At 73.6% G+C, this 18100-nt stretch carries 13 protein-coding genes; 2 read left to right on the top strand and 11 right to left on the bottom strand.

Annotation, left to right across the window (positions count from 1 at the left end; all coding sequences use genetic code 11):
* Nucleotides 1–27: 27 nt before the first annotated feature.
* The 4 genes from AAHZ94_RS11175 to AAHZ94_RS11160 all read right to left on the bottom strand — a co-directional run bounded on the left by AAHZ94_RS11175 (nucleotide 28) and on the right by AAHZ94_RS11160 (nucleotide 6363).
* Entirely contained in the window at nucleotides 28–504 is a 477-nt protein-coding gene (locus AAHZ94_RS11175; protein WP_349992624.1) for a hypothetical protein, read from the bottom strand.
* A 337-nt stretch (nucleotides 505–841) separates the two neighbouring features.
* A complete protein-coding gene (locus tag AAHZ94_RS11170; RefSeq protein WP_349992623.1) occupies nucleotides 842–2401 on the bottom strand; it encodes a type 1 periplasmic-binding domain-containing protein in 1560 nt (519 codons plus the stop codon).
* Complete coding sequence (locus AAHZ94_RS11165) at nucleotides 2398–4524, bottom strand: ATP-binding protein (protein WP_349992621.1); 2127 nt, start codon at nucleotides 4522–4524, stop codon at nucleotides 2398–2400. The genes AAHZ94_RS11170 and AAHZ94_RS11165 overlap by 4 nt, the downstream gene beginning before the upstream one ends.
* A gap of 375 nt (nucleotides 4525–4899) precedes the next feature.
* Nucleotides 4900–6363, bottom strand: coding sequence for an amino acid permease (locus AAHZ94_RS11160; RefSeq protein ID WP_349992620.1), 1464 nt, complete (start codon nucleotides 6361–6363; stop codon nucleotides 4900–4902).
* 297 nt (nucleotides 6364–6660) lie between these two features.
* Here AAHZ94_RS11160 and AAHZ94_RS11155 point away from each other — a divergent pair, with 297 nt between their 5' ends.
* Nucleotides 6661–7569 carry a MerR family transcriptional regulator gene (locus AAHZ94_RS11155; RefSeq protein ID WP_349992618.1) on the top strand — a complete coding sequence of 303 codons (909 nt, stop codon included), beginning with the start codon at nucleotides 6661–6663 and terminating at the stop codon, nucleotides 7567–7569.
* 260 nt (nucleotides 7570–7829) lie between these two features.
* On the opposite strand, the gene AAHZ94_RS11150 is transcribed toward AAHZ94_RS11155, so the two are convergent.
* The 7 genes from AAHZ94_RS11150 to AAHZ94_RS11120 all read right to left on the bottom strand — a co-directional run bounded on the left by AAHZ94_RS11150 (nucleotide 7830) and on the right by AAHZ94_RS11120 (nucleotide 16745).
* Nucleotides 7830–10022 (bottom strand): 3-hydroxyacyl-CoA dehydrogenase NAD-binding domain-containing protein, encoded by a 2193-nt coding sequence (locus AAHZ94_RS11150; RefSeq protein WP_349992617.1) that lies wholly within the window; start codon nucleotides 10020–10022, stop codon nucleotides 7830–7832.
* 37 nt (nucleotides 10023–10059) lie between these two features.
* Nucleotides 10060–11274 (bottom strand): acetyl-CoA C-acetyltransferase, encoded by a 1215-nt coding sequence (locus AAHZ94_RS11145; protein ID WP_349992616.1) that lies wholly within the window; start codon nucleotides 11272–11274, stop codon nucleotides 10060–10062.
* 76 nt (nucleotides 11275–11350) lie between these two features.
* On the bottom strand, nucleotides 11351–12493 hold the full coding sequence (locus tag AAHZ94_RS11140; RefSeq protein ID WP_349992615.1) for an acyl-CoA dehydrogenase family protein: 1143 nt from the start codon (nucleotides 12491–12493) through the stop codon (nucleotides 11351–11353).
* A 68-nt stretch (nucleotides 12494–12561) separates the two neighbouring features.
* A complete protein-coding gene (locus tag AAHZ94_RS11135) occupies nucleotides 12562–13698 on the bottom strand; it encodes a CaiB/BaiF CoA transferase family protein (protein ID WP_349992613.1) in 1137 nt (378 codons plus the stop codon).
* A gap of 385 nt (nucleotides 13699–14083) precedes the next feature.
* Complete coding sequence (locus AAHZ94_RS11130; RefSeq protein ID WP_349992612.1) at nucleotides 14084–15583, bottom strand: sialate:H+ symport family MFS transporter; 1500 nt, start codon at nucleotides 15581–15583, stop codon at nucleotides 14084–14086.
* A gap of 14 nt (nucleotides 15584–15597) precedes the next feature.
* A complete protein-coding gene (locus AAHZ94_RS11125) occupies nucleotides 15598–16536 on the bottom strand; it encodes a dihydrodipicolinate synthase family protein (protein ID WP_349992610.1) in 939 nt (312 codons plus the stop codon).
* Nucleotides 16536–16745: a hypothetical protein gene (locus AAHZ94_RS11120; RefSeq protein WP_349992609.1), complete on the bottom strand. Its 210-nt coding sequence runs from the start codon at nucleotides 16743–16745 to the stop codon at nucleotides 16536–16538. The genes AAHZ94_RS11125 and AAHZ94_RS11120 overlap by 1 nt, the downstream gene beginning before the upstream one ends.
* Before the next feature lie 371 nt (nucleotides 16746–17116).
* Between AAHZ94_RS11120 and AAHZ94_RS11115 the strand changes: the two genes are divergently transcribed.
* On the top strand, nucleotides 17117–18100 hold a 984-nt coding region (locus tag AAHZ94_RS11115; RefSeq protein WP_349992607.1), incomplete at its 3' end, for a saccharopine dehydrogenase family protein.

The raw sequence follows: 18100 nt of genomic DNA, 5'->3' as shown, positions 1-18100 counted from the left end.
CACCCCGCACGCCCCGCCCCTCAGCCTTCAGCCCCCGTCCTCGCCCGCGCGCCCCGACGGCGCGTCCCACCCCGGCAGCGGCAGGAACCAGTCGTCCGAGCCCTCGCTGCTGAGCGCCCAGCAGACGGCGCCCGGCAGGACGGGAGCGATCAACAGGGCCGGCTCGAACCCGGTGGACGCCGTCGTCACCGCGATGCCCAGCACCCCGAGCGCCACGGCCACCACCTCGTAGCCGTAGACCAGCTTGCAGGCGAGCAGCGAGCGCCGGAAGAAGCAGCAGCCGGCCACCAACAGGCACAGCGCCAGGGCGAAGAAGAGGACGGCGAGGAACTGGAGCGGGCCCTCGGCCTCCACCGGTTGGCCGTGCTCGTGCCGCTCGTCGATGCGGGACAGCACGTACCAACCCAACACGGCCCAGGCCACCACCTGCAACCACAGCGCGACGACGCTGAACACGACGGCCGGCGGCATGCCGGTCGGCGGGTGGTGGTCCTGATCGTCCATGGCGGGCAACTCCCTGTGGCCGGTCCGCGTGGCCTGCGTGGCCTGCCGGGCAGTGTCACAGCCGCCGGGTGGGACCGGTCCCACCCAGGTCACCGGCCCACCGGGCCCGCGCCGGCCGACCGGCTCCTTCCCCCGACGCCCCGTCACCCCGCACCCGCGCCACACCCCGAGCAACCCGAACGGCCCCGGACCACCGAGCAACCCGACCAACCCGTGCGCCCATGGCCAACCCACGATCAACCCACGATCAACCCGAACAACCCAAGTCCCAGGTCCCGAGCAACCCAGGTCCCGAGCAACCCGAGTCGCGGGCAACCCGGGCCCGGCGCGTCCGCGGCTACCGCGCGTCGTCGGCCCAGATCGTCTCCCGGTAGGTGTAGCGCCGCTCCGGCTCGGGGCGCAGTTCGACCAGGGCCATCGGCTTGTGGTGCGGGTTGCCGTTGGTGTCGAAGGCGATCGGGCCGCTCACCCCGGGCACCGTACGGCTCTGGCCGATCTGGAGCAGCATGTTGCGGACGCCGGCCGCGTCCACCGCGTCGCCGCCCTGCGGGCCGGCCGCCGCCCGGATGGCGGTGCCGAGGGTGAGGACCGAGTCGTGCCCCATCATCGCCTGGCCGCTCTGGAGGTCACGGTCGCCGCCGAAGGCCAGGTCGTAGGCGTCGGCGAAGGCGGGGAAGGGGTTGTCGGCCCTGGTCGGATAGATGCGGGCGGCGGCGGACGGATGGGCGTAGGCCGTGTACAGCACGCGCAGTCCGGTGTTCGCCCGCCACCGGGCGAGCACGTCGCCGCCGGCCGCGCCGTCACCGGTGGCCGGTGGGTCGTAGAAGACCCCCAGCGCGCTGGAGCCGGAGAGCACGGTCAGCGGGCAGTTGCGCCCGGGTGCGGTCAGCGCCTCGATGAACAGCTTCAGTTCCCGGCCGCGGCCGGCGAAGTACACCGCGTCCAAGCGGCGTTCGGGGCGGCAGACGGTCTCGGCGATGCCGGCCAGCGTGTTGGCCGCCGAGGGGCTGCCGGAGACGAAGCGGTGGCCGTTCGGCGTCTCAAGGCGCAGCTCGGCCGCCTTCGCGGCCCGCACGAAGGCGGTGCCGAGCGACTGGTTGTAGGTGTCGTCCCGCTTGATGTCGCGCACCACGTCCAGCCGGAAGCCGCGGGTCTGGCGCCGTTTGAGGTAGGCGGCGGCGACGGCGGTCTGGTCGGTGTTGGGCGAGGAGACGCGGAAGAACGTCGGGGCGGGGGTGGCCAGGTCGTCGGCGGCCACGGTCGAGCCGACCATCGGCACCTCGGCCGCGCGCAGCGCCCCCACGGCCGCCCTGGTGGTGGACGTGCTCTGGCCGAAGCCGGCGACGGCCACCAGGCGCCCGGCGTCCCCGCCCGCCAGGGCGACCAGTTGGGCGACGACCGGGCGCCACTGCTCGCCGCCCTGGCCGCTGTTCGCGAGCAACAGCTTGATCTGCGGCGTGCGGCCCCGGCCGCCGCCCCGGTTCAGCTCGACCTGCGCGAGGTAGGCGCCCTCGACGGCCTGCCGGATCACCTCGGGCGAGCGGTCGCTGTGGGCCGGGGTGTCGGCGCGGCGGGTGATCGGCTCGGTGTAGGCGCCGGCCACCCAGTCCTCGCCGGACTCCGCCACCCGCTGGTTCTCCGCCCGGATCTTCGCGCTGACCTCGGCGAGCTCCGCGCTGAACACGTACGAGCCGTCGGTGACGCCCACGCACTCCTGCGCCGGGCCGCGCTCGACTACCCCGTCGGCGCACCGGTGGTCCGTGCTCCACCAGCGGTCGGCCGCCATCGGCAGCCCGACCGCCACCAGCGCCATGCCCACCAGGGCGACCAGCGTCCACAGATGCCACCGCACCGGCGGTCTCGCCGGGGTGAACCGTCGTGCACTCGCCTCGCTCACCAGGGCTCCCCCTCGTACTGGGCCGCCTTGGCCAGCAGCACCGGATACCAGTCGGCGCTGTCGGTGTGCGCGGCCAGGGTTCGGAAGCGGGCCGCGATCTCGCCGTAGAGCTTGGCGTACGGATCACCGAGCGGGTTGCGGTACGGGTCGCCCGCCCGGTCGGTCTCGGCGCTGGTGGGCGGCTCGGGCGCGATCCAACTCGCCGCGAGGAGCCGGGTGACGGTGCGCAGCCTGCTGTCGATCTCGCCCTCGGCGAGGAAGGCGACGCGCTGTTCGTAGTGTTCCCAGGGCGGGCCCTCCAGGGCGCCGCCGGGGGCGGGTACGGGGGCCCGGCGCAGCCGGCACAGTTCGGTGCACCACTCCTGGGGCGTGCCCTGTTCGAACCGGTCGTTGAGGTAGTGCGCGGCAGCCGGCAGGTCGCCGACGGCCAGTGCGTGGTAGGCGGCGACGCCGGGCGCGCTCTCGGCGGCCCTGGCCCGCAGGGCGGTGTGCGCGGCGTGCCAGGGCGAGGGCGCCGCATCGCCCGTACCCGAGCCCGCGCCTGCACCCGTACCGGAATCCGCGCCCGAACCCCCGCCCGCACCGCCCCCCGCGGCGGCCAGCTTGCGCAGCAGCAGGAAGCGGAGCACCGGGTGCGGGGTCTCGGGCCGGCCGTCGGCCGCCCGGTCGCCGGTGTCGATGTGCAAGGTGCACAGCCCGTCCGCGCAGAAGTCCTCGAACTCCTTCTGTACGGCGGCGTCCGCCTCGTCCCACAGCGTACGGGCGGCGCCCGCCGGGGCCAGGTCGACGGCGGCCGACGCCCGGGTCAGCACCCGCACCAGTTCGCCGCTGGCGCCGATCGGCAACAGGCGCGCGAGCAGGTCGTCCACCAGCGGGCCCGACGGCTCGAAGCAGCGGCGCAGCCGCTCGTCCCAGGTCAGTTGCTCGCCGTGGGACAGCAGGGCGTCCAACACCCGGGCGGTGGCGGCCGGCTGGCCGCGGGTGAGTTCGTACACGGCCCAGCCCAGCCACTTCACACCGCTGTCCACCTGCGGCGGCGGCACCTGGTGGCCTGCGGTCCGCAGGATCTGCTTGGCCTGCTGCTCCACCTCGTGCCGGTGCAGGTCGCGGAGTTGGCCCACGCGCAGGCCGGGGGCGACCCGTTCGGGGGTGAACTTGGCCTGCCCGGCCGGCCAGCGGCCCGGGTAGCCGCCCGGTGGCGGCGGGCCGCCCCAGGAGAAGGTCTTCAGGACCTCCGGGTAGCTGCCCGCACAGGCCACCACGAGCAGCGGATCGTCCCCGTCGACCCGCCGTCTGGCCTCCAGGAGGTGGCGCAGGAACTGGTCGCCGAGCGGGCAGTCCACGTTGTCGAGCAGGACCAGGCAGCGGGTGGTGCGGCGGCGGGCCCCGCGGCCCTGGTAGGCGCGGCACAGGTCGTCGACGAAGGCCCGGAAGAGCACGGCTTCGGCGCGCTCGCGCTGGCTCTCCTCCTGCGCCCCGTACCGGCTGTTGAGCGCCAGCAGGAAGGTGCTGACGGGCTGGTGCGGGGCCGAGCGGCGCAGCCTGGCCAGGCGCCAGCGGGTGCGCAGCTTCGCCCAGCCGCCGCGCCACTGCGGCAGCAGCAACAGGGCGGCCCGCACCAGGGCGGGGGCGCCGAGGGTGGCGGCTGCGTCGGCGAAGGTGGCGAGCGAGTCGGTCCGCTGGTCGGGCGGGCCGGCCAGGGCCTGTTCCATCTCCCGTACGGCGCGGTCCCTTGCGGTGCCGTCCACCTCGGTGGCCACGGCGATGGCCAACAGCGCGAAGGAGGGGAAGTCCAGCGGGGGGAAGTCCCGTTTGCGGGCGTTGAGGTCGAAGACGAGGGCGGCCAGCGCGGCGAGCGGCTGGCCGCCGGCGCGGCCGAGCGCGGCCAGGTCGAGGTGGGCCACCGGGGCGCGCGCGGCCCAGTCGGCGAGGTGCCGCAGCAAGGTGGTCTTGCCGCTGCCGCGCGGGCCGAGCAGCAGCGTGGTCTCCGGCGCGGCGGCGCCCGCGGGGGGCGGCCGGCTACGGCCGGGCCAGCCGGCGGTGGGGGTACGGTGCAGCCGTCGTTCGACGTACTCCTCCACGGCCCGGTCCCGTTCTGACGCCCCAGCCCGCTCCAGCCCCATGACGACCCCCGTCGCGGTTGTTCCCCGTGGTGCGCATGACCATAAGAAAGCGGTAAATGGGGTGCGGCACAAGGAATGTGACGGGGTTGCGGATGACGTAGCGACAAACGGGTGTCGTCTACGGGGCCTACGTCACTTCGCCGATGGGCGGCGTAGGGGCGCGTGGGCCGGCGGGGTGGGACCGGGGCGCGGGGCCTCGGCGCGGGCACGGGGCGGCGGAGGGGGCCGGGGCGCGGGACTTCAGCGGGAGCCGCGGAGGGGACCGGAGCGCGAGGCGCCGCCGCGCCCCGTCACACCCTCACCCCGCCCGGCGGCACCCCGCACGGTGCCCCCGCGCCCACTCGCCGCCCCCCCGCGACGCCCCCGCCCCGCCGCTCACCTCCCGGCGTCGGCCGCCCCGTCCTGCGCGGCGCTGGTCTCGCGCACCCGGCCGCGGACCACGAACCAGCCGAGGACCAGGCCGCTGACGATGACCGGGACCAGCATCACGGTGTCCCGGCCGACCCCGCCGTCGTACCACATGAGCACGATCACGCTGGCCAGGAAGCCGATGGTGGCGATCTCGGTGTACGGCGAGAGGGGCAGCCGGAAGGCGGGGCGGGTGAGTTGGCCGGCCTCGGCGCGGCGGACGAAGACGATGTGGCAGAGCATGATCGAGGACCAGGCGGCGATGATGCCGAGCGCCGCGATGTTGATCACGATCTCGAACGCCTTGCCCGGCACCACGTAGTTCAGTCCCACGCCAGCCACACACACCGCCGAGGTCAGCATGATGCCGCCGTACGGCACCTGGTGACGGTTCATCAGTCCGGTGAAGCGCGGTGCCGAGCCCGCCTTGGCCATCGAGCGGAGGATGCGGCCGGTGGAATAGAGACCGGAGTTGAGGCTGGACATGGCGGCTGTGAGGACCACCAGGTTCATCACGTGACCCGCGGCCGGTACGCCGATCTTGGACAGTACGGTGACGAACGGGCTCTCACCCTCGCTGTAGCCGTCCCAGGGCAACAGCAGGGCCAGCAGGATGACCGATCCGACGTAGAAGATGCCGACGCGCCACATGATGGAGTTGACGGCCCGTGGGACGACCTTCTCCGGTTCGGCGGTCTCGCCGGCGGTGACGCCGACCAACTCGACGGCGGAGTAGGCGAAGACCACGCCCTGGAGGACCACGACCACCGGCAGCAGCCCGGTCGGGAAGATGCCGCCGTTGTCGGTGAGGACGCTGATGCCCGGTGTCTCGCCGCCCACCTCGTGCTGGGTGACCAGCAGGAAGATGGCGATGGCCATGAAGATCACCAGGGCCGCGACCTTGATGATGGCGAACCAGAACTCCAACTCGCCGAAGATCTTCACGGAGATCAGGTTGAGCGACAGCACCACGGCCAGCGCGATCAGCGCCAGCACCCACTGCGGGATGTCGCTGAACATGCTCCAGTAGTGCGTGTACAGCGCGATGGCGGTGATGTCCGCGATGCCGGTGGTCGACCAGTTCACCACGTACATCCAGCCCGCGACGTACGCGCCCTTCTCGCCCAGGAACTCCCGCGCGTAGGAGACGAAGGAGCCGGACGAGGGCCGGTAGACCACCATTTCGCCCAGTGCGCGCACCACGAGGAAGGCGAAGAACCCGCAGACGGCGTACGCGATGGCCAGCGCGGGCCCGGCGGACTCCAGGCGTCCACCGGCGCCCAGGAACAGGCCGGTGCCGATCGCACCACCGATCGCGATCATGTTGATGTGACGCGCCTTGAGGTCCTTGCTGTACCCCGCGTCACCCGCGTCCTGCACGACCTCGCCGGGTTTCGGCTCGGTTCCGTCCTGAACGGCCTCGTTGCTCACGAACTGTGCCTTTCGCCGTGGGGGGAAGCGCATGTCAATTGGTCTGGGCCAGTGGACCGGTGGCCCGCGGCAGTCTCACATCCGCAGAACGCCGCGCACGCCCACTCGTGGGTCTTCTCACACCACGTCCACCTCTGCGGTGACCTGCGCGGAGCCGGTGCGGATCGGAGGCCGGCACGGGGCGGGGCCGGGGCGCCGCCGGGGCCGCGTCCACTAGCCGTGGACACCGCCGATCCGTGCACGGGAGGTTTCACAGGGGCGGTGCGACAGCAATACTGTTGAACCCAGAGGTACCCCGTGCCGCGTACGCACCAGGCCCCGACCGGCCGCCCCACGGCACCCGAGCGGTCAGAGAGCGAGGCGCAGCCGATGACGGTGCCGGCGACCAGCGACCCCAGCGGCCCGGGCGACGGAGGGGCGCCGGGTGCGGACCCCGCGGCGGGCCCCCCGGCAGGCGGCGCCGCACCGGCCGGCGGCAGCGCCGGCAAGCTCGGCCTGACCATCGACGAGTTGGCGGCCCGGGCCGGGGTGACGGTGCGCACGGTGCGCTTCTACGGCACCCGCGGTCTGCTGCCGCCGCCGCTCATCGGGCCGCGCCGGGTGGGCAGGTACGGGCCCGAGCACCTGTCGCGGCTCGCCCTGATCGAGGAACTCCAGCACCACGGCCTAACGCTGGCGGCCATCGAGCGCTACCTCCAGCAGTTGCCGCCCGACATCAGCGCCCACGACCTGGCCATTCACCGGGCGCTGGTCGCTTCTTGGACGCCGGACGCGGCAGCCGAGACCGACCGCGCGGCCCTGGAGCGCCGGGCCGGCCGCGCCCTGACCGACGAGGACCTGGACCGGTTGGCCGCGATGGACGTGCTGGAGCGCACCGCCGACCCCGAGGTGTTCCGCGTCGACCCGGCCATCCTGCACCTGGGCATCAGACTGCTCGACGTGCCCATTCCGCTGGAGACGGTGCGCGCGGCCCGTGCCGTCGTCCTCGACCACTCGCGCGCCGCGGCCCGCGAGCTGAGCCGCCTCTTCCGCGACGAGGTGTGGGGCCCGCACCGCGCCGGCCAGCCGGCCCCCGACCTGTCGGCCATGCGGTCGCTGTCCGCACACATGCAACCGATGGTCGTCCAGGCCCTGGTGACCGCCTTCCAGCGGTCGCTGCGCGAGGAGTTGCGGGCCGGATACGGGGAGCGGGACCCGGCCGGGTGAGCGTACGCGGGCGGGTTGGCGTACGTGCGGGTGCGGGTGCGGGGTTGTGCGGCCCGCCGGGTGCCGCGCCACCGCGACCGGTGCCGACCAGGTCCAGCCCGCCGCGCCTGCCGGGCCCGCCGCCAAGCCAGCCCCGCATCGCGCCGCCACACCCGGTCGCCCGCCGACCCCACCCGACCGGCGCCCCCCCCCCCGCCGCCCCCCCCCCCCCCCCCCCCCCGCCCCCCCCCCCCCCCGGCCCCCCCGGCCCGCCGGGCCCCTCACGCGTCCGTGAACCGCTCTCCGCGCTCGGCCTTCTCCAGCAGCAGGGTCGGCGGCGCGAAGCGGTCGCCGTAGCCGGCCTGGAGTTCCCGGGCGCGGGCGACGAAGCCGGGCAGGCCGCCCCGGTAGCCGTTGATGTACTGGAGGACGCCGCCGGTCCAGGCCGGGAAGCCGATGCCGAACAGGGAGCCGATGTTGGCGTCGGCCACCGAGGTCAGCACGCCCTCTTCCAGACACCGCACGGAGTCCAGCGCCTCGGCGAACAGCATCCGCTCCACCAGGTCGCCGAAGGGCACGTCGGGCGCGCCGTCCGGGGCGCCGAAGTGCTCGCGCAGGCCGGGCCACAAGCCGGCCCGCTCGCCGTCCACGTAGTCGTAGAAACCGGCGCCGCCGCTGCGACCCGGGCGGTCGAACTCCAGCACCATGCGGTCGATGACCGCCTCCGCGGGATGGCTGGGCCACTCGCCGCCGGCCTCTTCGACGGCCCGCTTGCTCTCCTCGCGGATCTTGCGCGGCAGCGTCAGCGTCAGCTCGTCCATCAGGGAGAGCACCTTGGCCGGGTAGCCGGCCTGGCCTGCGGCCTGTTCGATGGTGGGGGCCGGGACGCCTTCGGCGAGCATGGCGACGCCCTCGTTGAGGAACTGGCCGATGACGCGGGAGGTGAAGAAGCCGCGGGAGTCGTTGACCACGATCGGGGTCTTGTTGATCTGCCGGACCAGGTCGAAGGCACGGGCCAGCGCCGCGTCCCCGGTCTTGCCGCCCTTGATGATCTCCACCAGCGGCATCTTGTCCACCGGTGAGAAGAAGTGCAGGCCGACGAAGTCCACCGGCCGCTGCACGCCCTCGGCCAGCAGCGTGATGGGCAGCGTGGAGGTGTTGGAGCACAGCAGCGCGTCCGGCGCCACGACGGACTCGATCTCGCGGAACACCTGGTGCTTGAGCTCGGTGTTCTCAAAGACCGCCTCGATCACCGCGTCACAGCCCGCCAGGTCCTGCGGATCGGCAGTGGGCCGGATGCGGGCCAGCAGCGCGTCCGCCTTCTGCTGGCTGGTCCGGCCGCGGGAGACCGCCTTGGCGCACAGCTTCTCCGAGTAGCCCTTGCCGCGGTCCGCGGCCTCCTGGCTGACGTCCTTGAGTACGACCTCGATGCCGGCCCTGGCGCAGGAGTAGGCGATGCCGGCGCCCATCATGCCGGCGCCGAGCACGGCGACCTTGCGCACGGTGTGCTGCGCGCCGTCCTGCGGCCGGTTGGCGCCCGAGTTGACGGCCTGGAGGTCGAAGAAGAACGCCTGCGTCATGTTCTTGGCCGTCTGGCCGGTGACCAGTTCGGTGAAGTACCTGGCCTCGATGGTCTGCGCGGTCTCGAAGTCGACCTGGGCGCCCTCGACGGCCGCGGCCATGATGTTGCGCGGCGCCGGGTAGGGGGCGCCGTTGAGCTGCTTCTTGAGGTTGGCCGGGTAGGCGGGCAGGTTGGCCGCGAACTTGGGGTGGGCCGGGGTGCCGCCGGGGATCTTGTAGCCGTCGGTGTCCCAGGGCTGCTGCGCGGTGGGGTGCGCGTCGATGAACGCCCTTGCCTTGGCGAGGAGTTCGTCCCGGTCGACGGCGAGCTCGTGGATCAGGCCGGCCTCAAGCGCGCGGGCCGGGGCGTACTGGGTGCCCTGGAGCAGCACCTTCAACAGCGCGTCGGTGATGCCGAGCAGGCGTACGGTGCGGACCACGCCGCCGCTGCCGGGCAGCAGGCCGAGGGTGACCTCGGGCAGCCCGATCTTGCCGCCGGACCCGTCGATGGCGATGCGGTGGTGGCAGGCGAGGGCGATCTCGTAACCGCCGCCGAGCGCGGCGCCGTTGATGGCCGCGACGACCGGCTTGCCGAGGGTTTCGATGCGGCGCAGGTCGCGCTTGAGGGCCAGGCCGGCGTCGAAGACCTGCTGCGCCTGGCCCGGGGTGACGGCGATCAGGTCACGCAGGTCGCCGCCGGCGAAGAAGGTCTTCTTGGCCGAGGTGACGATGACGCCGCGGACGGAGTCCCGCTCGGCTTCGAGGCGGTCGGCGACGGCGGTCAGCGACGCCTTGAAGGCGGCGTTCATGGTGTTCGCCGACTGGTCCGGGTCGTCCAGGACCAGGGTGACCACGCCCGTGTCGTCCTGTTCCCAGCGGATGGTGGTGGGCTGCGGGGGCTGCTCGGTGCTCATCTGTCTGTCTCCGTATGAGGGGTTGGCGGCGGGGCGATCAGACGCGCTCGACGACGGTGGCGACGCCCATGCCGCCGCCCACGCACAGCGTGATCAGGCCGTACCGCTGCGCGCGGCGTTCCAGTTCGTCGATGACGGTGCCGAGCAGCATGGCGCCGGTGGCCCCGAGCGGGTGGCCGAGCGCGATGGCGCCGCCGTTGACGTTGACCTTGTCCAGGCTCAGGCCCATGTCCTTGACGAAGCGCAGGACGACCGCGGCGAACGCCTCGTTGATCTCGACCAGGTCGATGTCGTCGATGGTCAGACCGGCCTTCGCCAGCGCCTTGCGGGAGGCGGGGGTGGGTCCGGTGAGCATGATGGTGGGGTCGGCGCCGGAGACGGCCGCCGAGACGATGCGGGCGCGCGGCGTCAGCCCGTACCGCTCCCCCACCTCCTTGCTGCCGATGGCCACCAGCGCGGAGCCGTCCACGATGCCGGAGGAGTTGCCGGCGTGATGGACGTGGTTGATGGACTCGACCCAGTGGTACTTCTGGAGCGCCACCGCGTCGAAGCCGCCGGCGTCGCCGATGGTGGCGAAGGAGGGCTTGAGGGAGGCCAGCGACTCGGCGGTGGTGCCCGGGCGCAGGTGTTCGTCGCGGTCCAGGACGGTCAGGCCGTTGCGGTCGCGGACCGGGACCACCGAGCGGTCGAAGCGGCCGTCCTTCCACGCCTGGGCGGCCCGCTCCTGGGAGAGCGCGGCGTAGGAGTCGACGTCGTGCCGGCTGAACCCCTCGATGGTGGCGATCAGGTCGGCGCTGATGCCCTGCGGTACGAAGCCGGTCTCCAGGTTGGTCATCGGGTCGCCGAACCAGGCGCCGCCGTCGGACGCCATCGGCACCCGGGACATCGACTCGACGCCGCCGGCCAGCACCAGGTCCTCCCAGCCGGAGCGGACCTTCGCGGCGGCGAGGTTGACGGCTTCCAGGCCCGAGGCACAGAAGCGGTTCTCCTGCACGCCGGCGACGGTGTCGGGCAGCCCGGCGGCCAGGGCGGCGATCTTGGCGATGTCCGAACCCTGGTCGCCGATGGGTCCGACGACGCCCAGCACGATGTCGTCGATGGCGGCCGGGTCCAGGTCCGGGTGGCGCTCGCGCAGCGCGTGGATGAGGCCGACCACCAGGTCGATGGGCTTGGTGCCGTGCAGGGAGCCGGTGGCCTTGCCCCGCCCGCGCGGGGTGCGGATCGCGTCGTATACGTACGCTTCGGTGCTCACGTCGGAAGCCTTTCAGGGGTGCGGTACGGGGTGGGCCACCGGAGTCGGCGTGTCCGCGCGCACCGGGGCGGTGGGGTCAGGAGAGCAGGGACCGGCCGATGATCTCCTTCATGATCTCGGTGGTGCCGCCGTAGATCGTCTGAATGCGGCCGTCGGTGAAGGCCCGGGCGATGGGGTACTCGGCCATGTACCCGTATCCGCCGTGCAGTTGGAGGCAGCGGTCGGTGACCCGCTTGAGGAGTTCGCTCGCCCACCACTTGGCCATGGAGGCGTGGGCGGCGTCCAGTTCGCCGGCGTCGTGGTCCACGATGCAGCGGTCCACGAAGGTGCGGGTCACGGCACATTCGGTGGCCATTTCCGCGATCTCGAAGCGTACGTGTTGCAGCTTCGCCAGCGGCCGGCCGAACGCCTCGCGCTCCTTGACGTACGTGGTGGTCAGTTCGAGGAGGTGCTCGGCGCCGGCCAGCGAGGAGATCGCGATGTGCAGCCGCTCCTGGGCGAGGTTGTTCATCAGGTGGATGAATCCGCCGTTGAGCTCGCCCAGCAGGTTCTCCTTGGGCACGCGCGCGTCGTGGAAGAAGAGTTCCGCGGTGTCCTGCGACTTCTGGCCGAGCTTGGCGAGGTTGCGGCCCCGCTCGAAGCCGGGCGTGTCCCGCTCGACCACCAGCAGGCTGGTGCCGTGCGCGCCGCCCTCGGGGGTGGTCTTGGCGACGACGACCACCAGGTCGGCGAGGATGCCGTTGGAGATGAAGGTCTTGGAACCGTTGAGCAGCCAGTGGTCGCCCTCGTCGGTGGCGGTGGTGCGGATGCCCTGGAGGTCAGAGCCGGCGCCGGGTTCGGTCATGGCGATGGCCGTGATGAGCTCGCCGCTACAGAAGCCGGGCAGCCAGCGGCGCCGCTGCTCCGCGGTGCCGAGCGAGGTCAGGTACGGGCCGATGACGTCGTTGTGCAGGCCGATGGCGATGCCGGGGGCGGCGGCGCGGGCGAACTCCTCGGCGAGTACGGCGCTGTCGCGGAAGGCGGGCGGGCCGCCGCCCCCGTACTCCTCGGGCACCGCGAGGCCGAGCAGCCCCTGCCGCCCGGCGGCCAGCCAGGCGTCGCGGTCCACGATGCCGTTCGCCTCCCAGCGCTCGTAGTGCGGCAGCACCTCCTTGGCCAGGAAGGTGCGCACGGTCGTGCGGAACGCCTCGTGCTCGGCGGCGAAGATCTGGCGCTTCACTCGGTTCTCCTCGGGGGCTGCCGTACGGGTCGTGCGGGCGGGCCGGCGGGCGGTGCGCCGGCGGGGGTTTAGGGGGCGGCGGTCGGCCCGGTGAGCCGGGGCACGTCCCAGTCCGCGGCGACCTCGGCGGTGTCGGCGCCCGGCAGCGCGGGCGGCCGGCGCACGCTGCCCGGGGTGGCGGAGAAGCGCGGCGCGGGCGCGGGTTGGACGACGTCGGCGTGGTCGGTGAAGGTGCCGCGGGCGGCCAGGTGCGGATGGGTGGGCGCCTCGCGCAGCGAGAGCACGGGCGCCACGCACGCGTCCGACGGTTCGAACACCTCGGTCCACGCCTGCCTGGTACGGGTCTTGAAGCGGGCCGCGACCTGGGCGCGCAGTTCTTCCCAGCGGGCCGTGTCGCCCTGCTCGGGGGCCTGGTCGGCGATCCCGATGAGGGCGGTGAACTCGGCGTAGAACTGCGGCTCAAGGGCGCCGACGGCCATGTATCCGCCGTCGGCCGTCTCGTACACGCCGTAGAACGGGCAGCCGCCGTCGAGCAGGTTGACGCCGCGGTGGTCCTGCCAGGCGCCGGCGGCCAGCATGCCGTGGATCATGGTGGACAGATGGGCGGCGCCGTCCACGATGGCCGCGTCCACGACCTGTCCGGTGCCGCCGGGGGTGCGGGCGTGTTGCAGCGCCGCGAGGACGCCGATGACCAGGTAGAGCGAGCCGCCCGCGTAGTCGCCGAGCAGGTTGGCGGGGATGGCGGGCGGCGCGTCCGGGGCGCCGATCATGCCGAGCACGCCGGTGGTGGCGAGGTAGCCGATGTCGTGTCCGGCGCGCTGGGCGAGCGGTCCGTGCTGGCCCCAGCCGGTCATCCGGCCGTAGACCAGGCGCGGGTTGCGGGCCAGGCAGGCGTCGGGGCCGACGCCGAGCCGCTCGGCGACGCCGGGCCGCATGCCCTCGATGAGGACGTCGGCGCGCTCGACGAGGTCGAGCACGGTCTGCGGCCCGCGGTCGGACTTGAGGGCGACGGTCACCGAGCGCTTGTTGCGGTTGGTGAGGTCGTGCGCCGGGACGATGCCGAGGACCGGGCCGGGGGGGCGGGCGACGCGGACGACGTCGGCGCCGAGGTCGGCGAGGACCATCGCCGCGTACGGACCGGGGCCGATGCCTGCGAGCTCCACGACCCGCACCCCGGTGAGCGGACCGTGCGGTGTTGCCGTCATCCGGCCCCCACGTCGTTGTGACACTTCTGCTGTAACACCGCCGATGCTAAGAACACGTTCCAGTTTCCACAAGCCCCCGGCGCGTCGACGGCGGGGCGCGGGCGGCCGGGTCCGGGAAGCCCGAAGGCCCCCGCCGGGCGGCCGAGTTGGGCCGGTGGGCGGGAGCCTTGGGGAGTGCGCTGCGGGGGCTGTGGACAGTGGCGGGACTGCGGGCGGGCGTGAGGCTGCGGGCGGTGGCCTGGTCCGCGGGTGGTCGCGGGTGCGCGGGTGGTCGCGGGTGCGCGGGTGGTGGCCGGTCCTTGGGCGAGCGCCGGTCCGCTGGCGGTGGCCGGTCCATGGTCGGTGGCCGGTCCGCGGACAGTGGCCGGTGCGCAGGCGGCGGCCCTCAGTCGGCCGGGGCGCGGTCCGGCAGTCCGGTCGGGGCCGGTGGGGCCGGCGGGACCTGTGGGGCCGGCCGGGCCGTGGGGACCAGGTGGTCGTCGGGCCCGTCCGGGTCGGTCAGCCGGGCGAGCCGGCGCGGCACGTCGCAGCCGACGAGCACGATCACCACCAGGGTGAGCCCGAAGGTGAGCACCGCCAGCGCCCGGCCGAGTGGCATCCCCTCGGCCAGATGGGCGCCGAGCACCGGGGCGACCGCGCCGCCGAGCGCGCCCACGTTGTAGACGAAGCCGAGCGAGGCGGCCCGGTTGCCGGTCGGGAAGTGACTGGCGATGTACTTGGGCAGGATGCCGGAGATGCCCTGACTGAGCGCCAGCAGTCCGAAGAGCAGCACGCCGAGCGCCACCAGGTGGTCCTGGACCGCGAAGACCGGGAAGACGAAGGCGAGCGAACCGGTGAGGGTCAGTGCGTAGGCGCGCCGGGTGCCGATCCAGTCGCCGACGAAGCCGGCGAGCCAGCAGCCGCACATGGTGCCGAAGCCCGCGTAGAACATGACGTCGGCGACCTGTCCCGGCGCGTACCCGAGTTCGGTCTTGAGGTAGGTGGGCAGCAGCGCCTGGATCGGCCAACTGTAGAGGAAGGCGCAGAAGACGGTGGCCATCAGCGACACGTACAAGATCCACTGCCGTCGGCCGCCGACCTGCACGCCGAAGGCGATCAGCGCGCCCGCGGCCAGCAGCGAAAGCGGCCACACCAGGCCCTTGCCGAGCGGGGTGAAGACGCAGAACAGCGCGGCGCTGGCGACGACCGCGAGCGTCACGTTGAGCCAGCTCCGGCGGCGGTCGGCGAAGAGCGGGGCGAACGGGTTCGGCCGCCGCTGGTCGGTGGCCGCCTGCGCGCTCCACTCCTCGGCCTCCGGCAGCGCACGCCGCACCCACAGGGCGACCAGGACGGGCAGCACGCCGATCCAGAACATCCAGCGCCAGCCCCACTGCGGCACCAGCCACTCGTACAGCTTGGCGGCGATGATGGTGCCGCCCGCGTAGCCGGAGATGAGGAACCCGGAGGCGCGGTTGCGCAGCCGCGGCGGCCAGCTCTCCAGGACGTAGGTGGCGCTGGCGCTGTACTCGCCGGCCATCCCCATGCCGATCAGCAGCCGGGCGACGAAGAGGCTGGCGTAGCCCCAGGCGAAGCCGCAGGCGAAGGTGCCCAGGGAGTACAGCAGGATGCTGATGATCATGGCGGACTTGCGGCCGTACCGGTCGCCGAGTGCGCCGAGCAGCGCGCCGCCGAGCCAGCGGGTGATGAACGCGGCGGAGACCAGGCTCGCCGCCTGCACCCCGCTGAGGTCGAACTCGTCGGCGATCTCGGTCAGCACCAGGGTGATCAGGACGAAGTCGAAGCCGTCCAGGAGGTAGCCGAGCCAGGCCGCGAACATGGCCTTCCACTGGCCCGGCGAGACCTCGCGGTACCAGCGCGGGCGGTCCGTGTCACCGGAGCCAGCCATGAGACCGGTGTCCTTCATGAGAGCAGCCCCGCCCCTTCCAGCAGCTTGCGCACCCGCTCCACGGCGGTGGTGTCCAGCGGGACCTGCGGGGCCGCGGTGTGCGGGCTGTCGATGACGCCGAGCAGGTGGAGCGCGGTCTTGAAGCCGCCGAGCCCGGCCGAGCTGCCGCCCATCAGGGTCGGGTCGCCGGCGTCGGTGAGGGCGAACAGGGCGACGAGCCGGTCCTGTTCGGCGACGGCCTCGGCCCATCGGCCGGCCCTGGCGTGCGCGTAGAGCCGCAGGTAGCCGGCCGGGTCCACGTTGCCGAGGCCGGGCACCACGCCGTGCACGCCGGCCAGCAGGTCCCCGTCCACGGCCAGTTCGCTGCCGGTCAGTACGGAGAACCGTTCGGCCAGGCCCGCCTCCCGGGCCTCGACCAGCAGCCGGCGCAGCGCGCCCGCGTCACCGCTGCTGTCCTTGAGCCCGGCCAGCGTCCCCTCGACGGCCAGCGGGAGCACCACGGACGCGGTGAGCTTGGTGTGTACGGAGGCCGGGATGTCGTACGCGAACAGCGGGAGCTCGGTGCCGGCCCTGATGCGCCGGAAGTGGTCGGCGACCTCGACCGGATGGGTGCGGGTGTAGAAGGGGGCGGTGGCCACGATCGCGTCGGCGCCGCAGGCCGCGGCGCTGGCGGCGTGCTCGCGCACCCGGGCGGTGGTCATGTCGATGGCCCCGGCGAGCACCGGCACCCGGCCGGCCGCGGTCGTCACCACCGTCTCCAGCGCGGTACGGCGCGGGGCGTCGGTGAGGTAGGCGGCCTCGCCGCTGGAGCCAAGGGCGAACAGCCCGTGCACGCCCGCGTCGAGCAGCCGGCGGGTGAGCGCGGCCAGCGAGCGGGTGTCCACGTCGCCGGTGGGGGTGAGCGGGGTACACAGCGGCGGGACGACGCCGGTGAGGGGAACCGGAAAGCGCATCAGGACCAGCTTTCTACGGGGGTGTCGGCCAGGGTGGGGGGCGGCGCTAGTGCGCCGCCAACGGCGGCGGGAGCGACGACTGCGGCGGACACGGCGGCTGTGGTGGACACGACGACGACGGGGTCGGGGACGGCAGCGGGGACGGGGACGGCGGCGAGGGCGGCGGCTGGGACGGCGACGGCAGCAACGGCGAAATCCAGGAAAACCACGAGAATGCCTGCAATGACGATAATAAGGACATCGGACGTCCCATGATGGGGGTGAATGTGACGGAGCGCCGCACGCCTGTCAAGCACACGGCGCCCGGTCGCCACACATTGACTGATCGTCAAGAGCTGCCTAGCGTGACGGCTCTTCCCTTCAGCCCCCGGACCACGCACCGGCCTCGCACCCCACCACGGCCCGGACCGGACCGGGCCCGGCATCCCTGCCCACCCGGCTCGCCTCTCCCACCCGCCTCGCTGCGCAACTCCCGCCCGGCCCACTGCGGTTCTCCCACCCAACCCACCCACGGGTTCTCCCACCCGGCCATCCCCGCAAGACCGGCCCCCGGGCCCGCCCGCGGCCGTGAAAGGACACCATGTCGCGCTCCCACCCCGGCCCGCCGCGCGCCTTCGACCTGGTGCTCTTCGGTGCCACCCGCTTCGCGGGCGCGCTGACCGCCGAGTATCTGGCCGAGCATGCGCCACCCGGGTTCCGTTGGGCGCTGGCGGGGCGCAGTCGGGAGCGGCTGGCGGCGGTGCGTGCCGGGTTGGCCGCCGCGGACCCGGCCCACGCGAAGTTGCCGCTGCTCACCGCCGACAGCGCCGACCCGGCCGCGCTCGCCGCGCTGGCGGCCCGTACCCGGGTGGTCGCGAGCACCGTCGGCCCGTACCTGACGCACGGCGAGCCGCTGGTCGCCGCGTGCGCCGCGGTCGGTACGGACTACCTGGATCTGACCGGGGAGCCGGAGTTCGTGGACCGGACGTACCTGCGCCATCACGCGCGCGCCCGCGCGACCGGGGCCCGGCTGGTGCACGCCTGCGGCTTCGACTCGGTGCCGGCCGACCTCGGCGCCCGCTACACGGTGGGCCTGCTGCCGGTCGGGGTGCCGCTGCGGGTGGACGGCTACGTACGCACCAACGCCACGATCTCCGGCGGCACCCTGGCCTCGGCGCTGACCGTCATCTCCCGGCCGGTCGCGATGGCGCGCACGGCCCGGGCGAGGCGCCGCAGGGAGCCACTCCCGGTGGGGCGCACGGTGCGGGCACCGCTGGGCGCGCTGCACCACAGCCGGGCCGTCGACGCCTGGGGGGTGCCGCTGCCGACCATCGACCCGCAGGTGGTGGCGCGTTCGGCCGCCGCGTCCGAGCGGTACGGGCCGGCCTTCAGCTACCGCCACTTCGCGGCCGTGCGGCGGCTGCCGGTGGCCGTCGCCGCGGTGGCCGGGGCCGGGGCGTTGGCGGCGGCGGTGCAGGTGCCGCCGGTACGGACCTGGCTCGGGGGGGGGGGGGGCCCCCCGGGGGGGGGGGGGCCGCCCGCGCGGGGGGGGGGGGGGGGGGGGGGGGGGGGGGGGGGGGGGGGG

Origin of the sequence: Streptomyces sp. HSW2009, from assembly GCF_040240285.1 — a bacterium.
Taxonomy (GTDB): Bacteria; Actinomycetota; Actinomycetes; order Streptomycetales; family Streptomycetaceae; genus Streptomyces.
The sequence above is the reverse complement of the archived record's forward strand: the minus strand, read 5'-3'. Positions and strand labels throughout refer to the sequence as shown.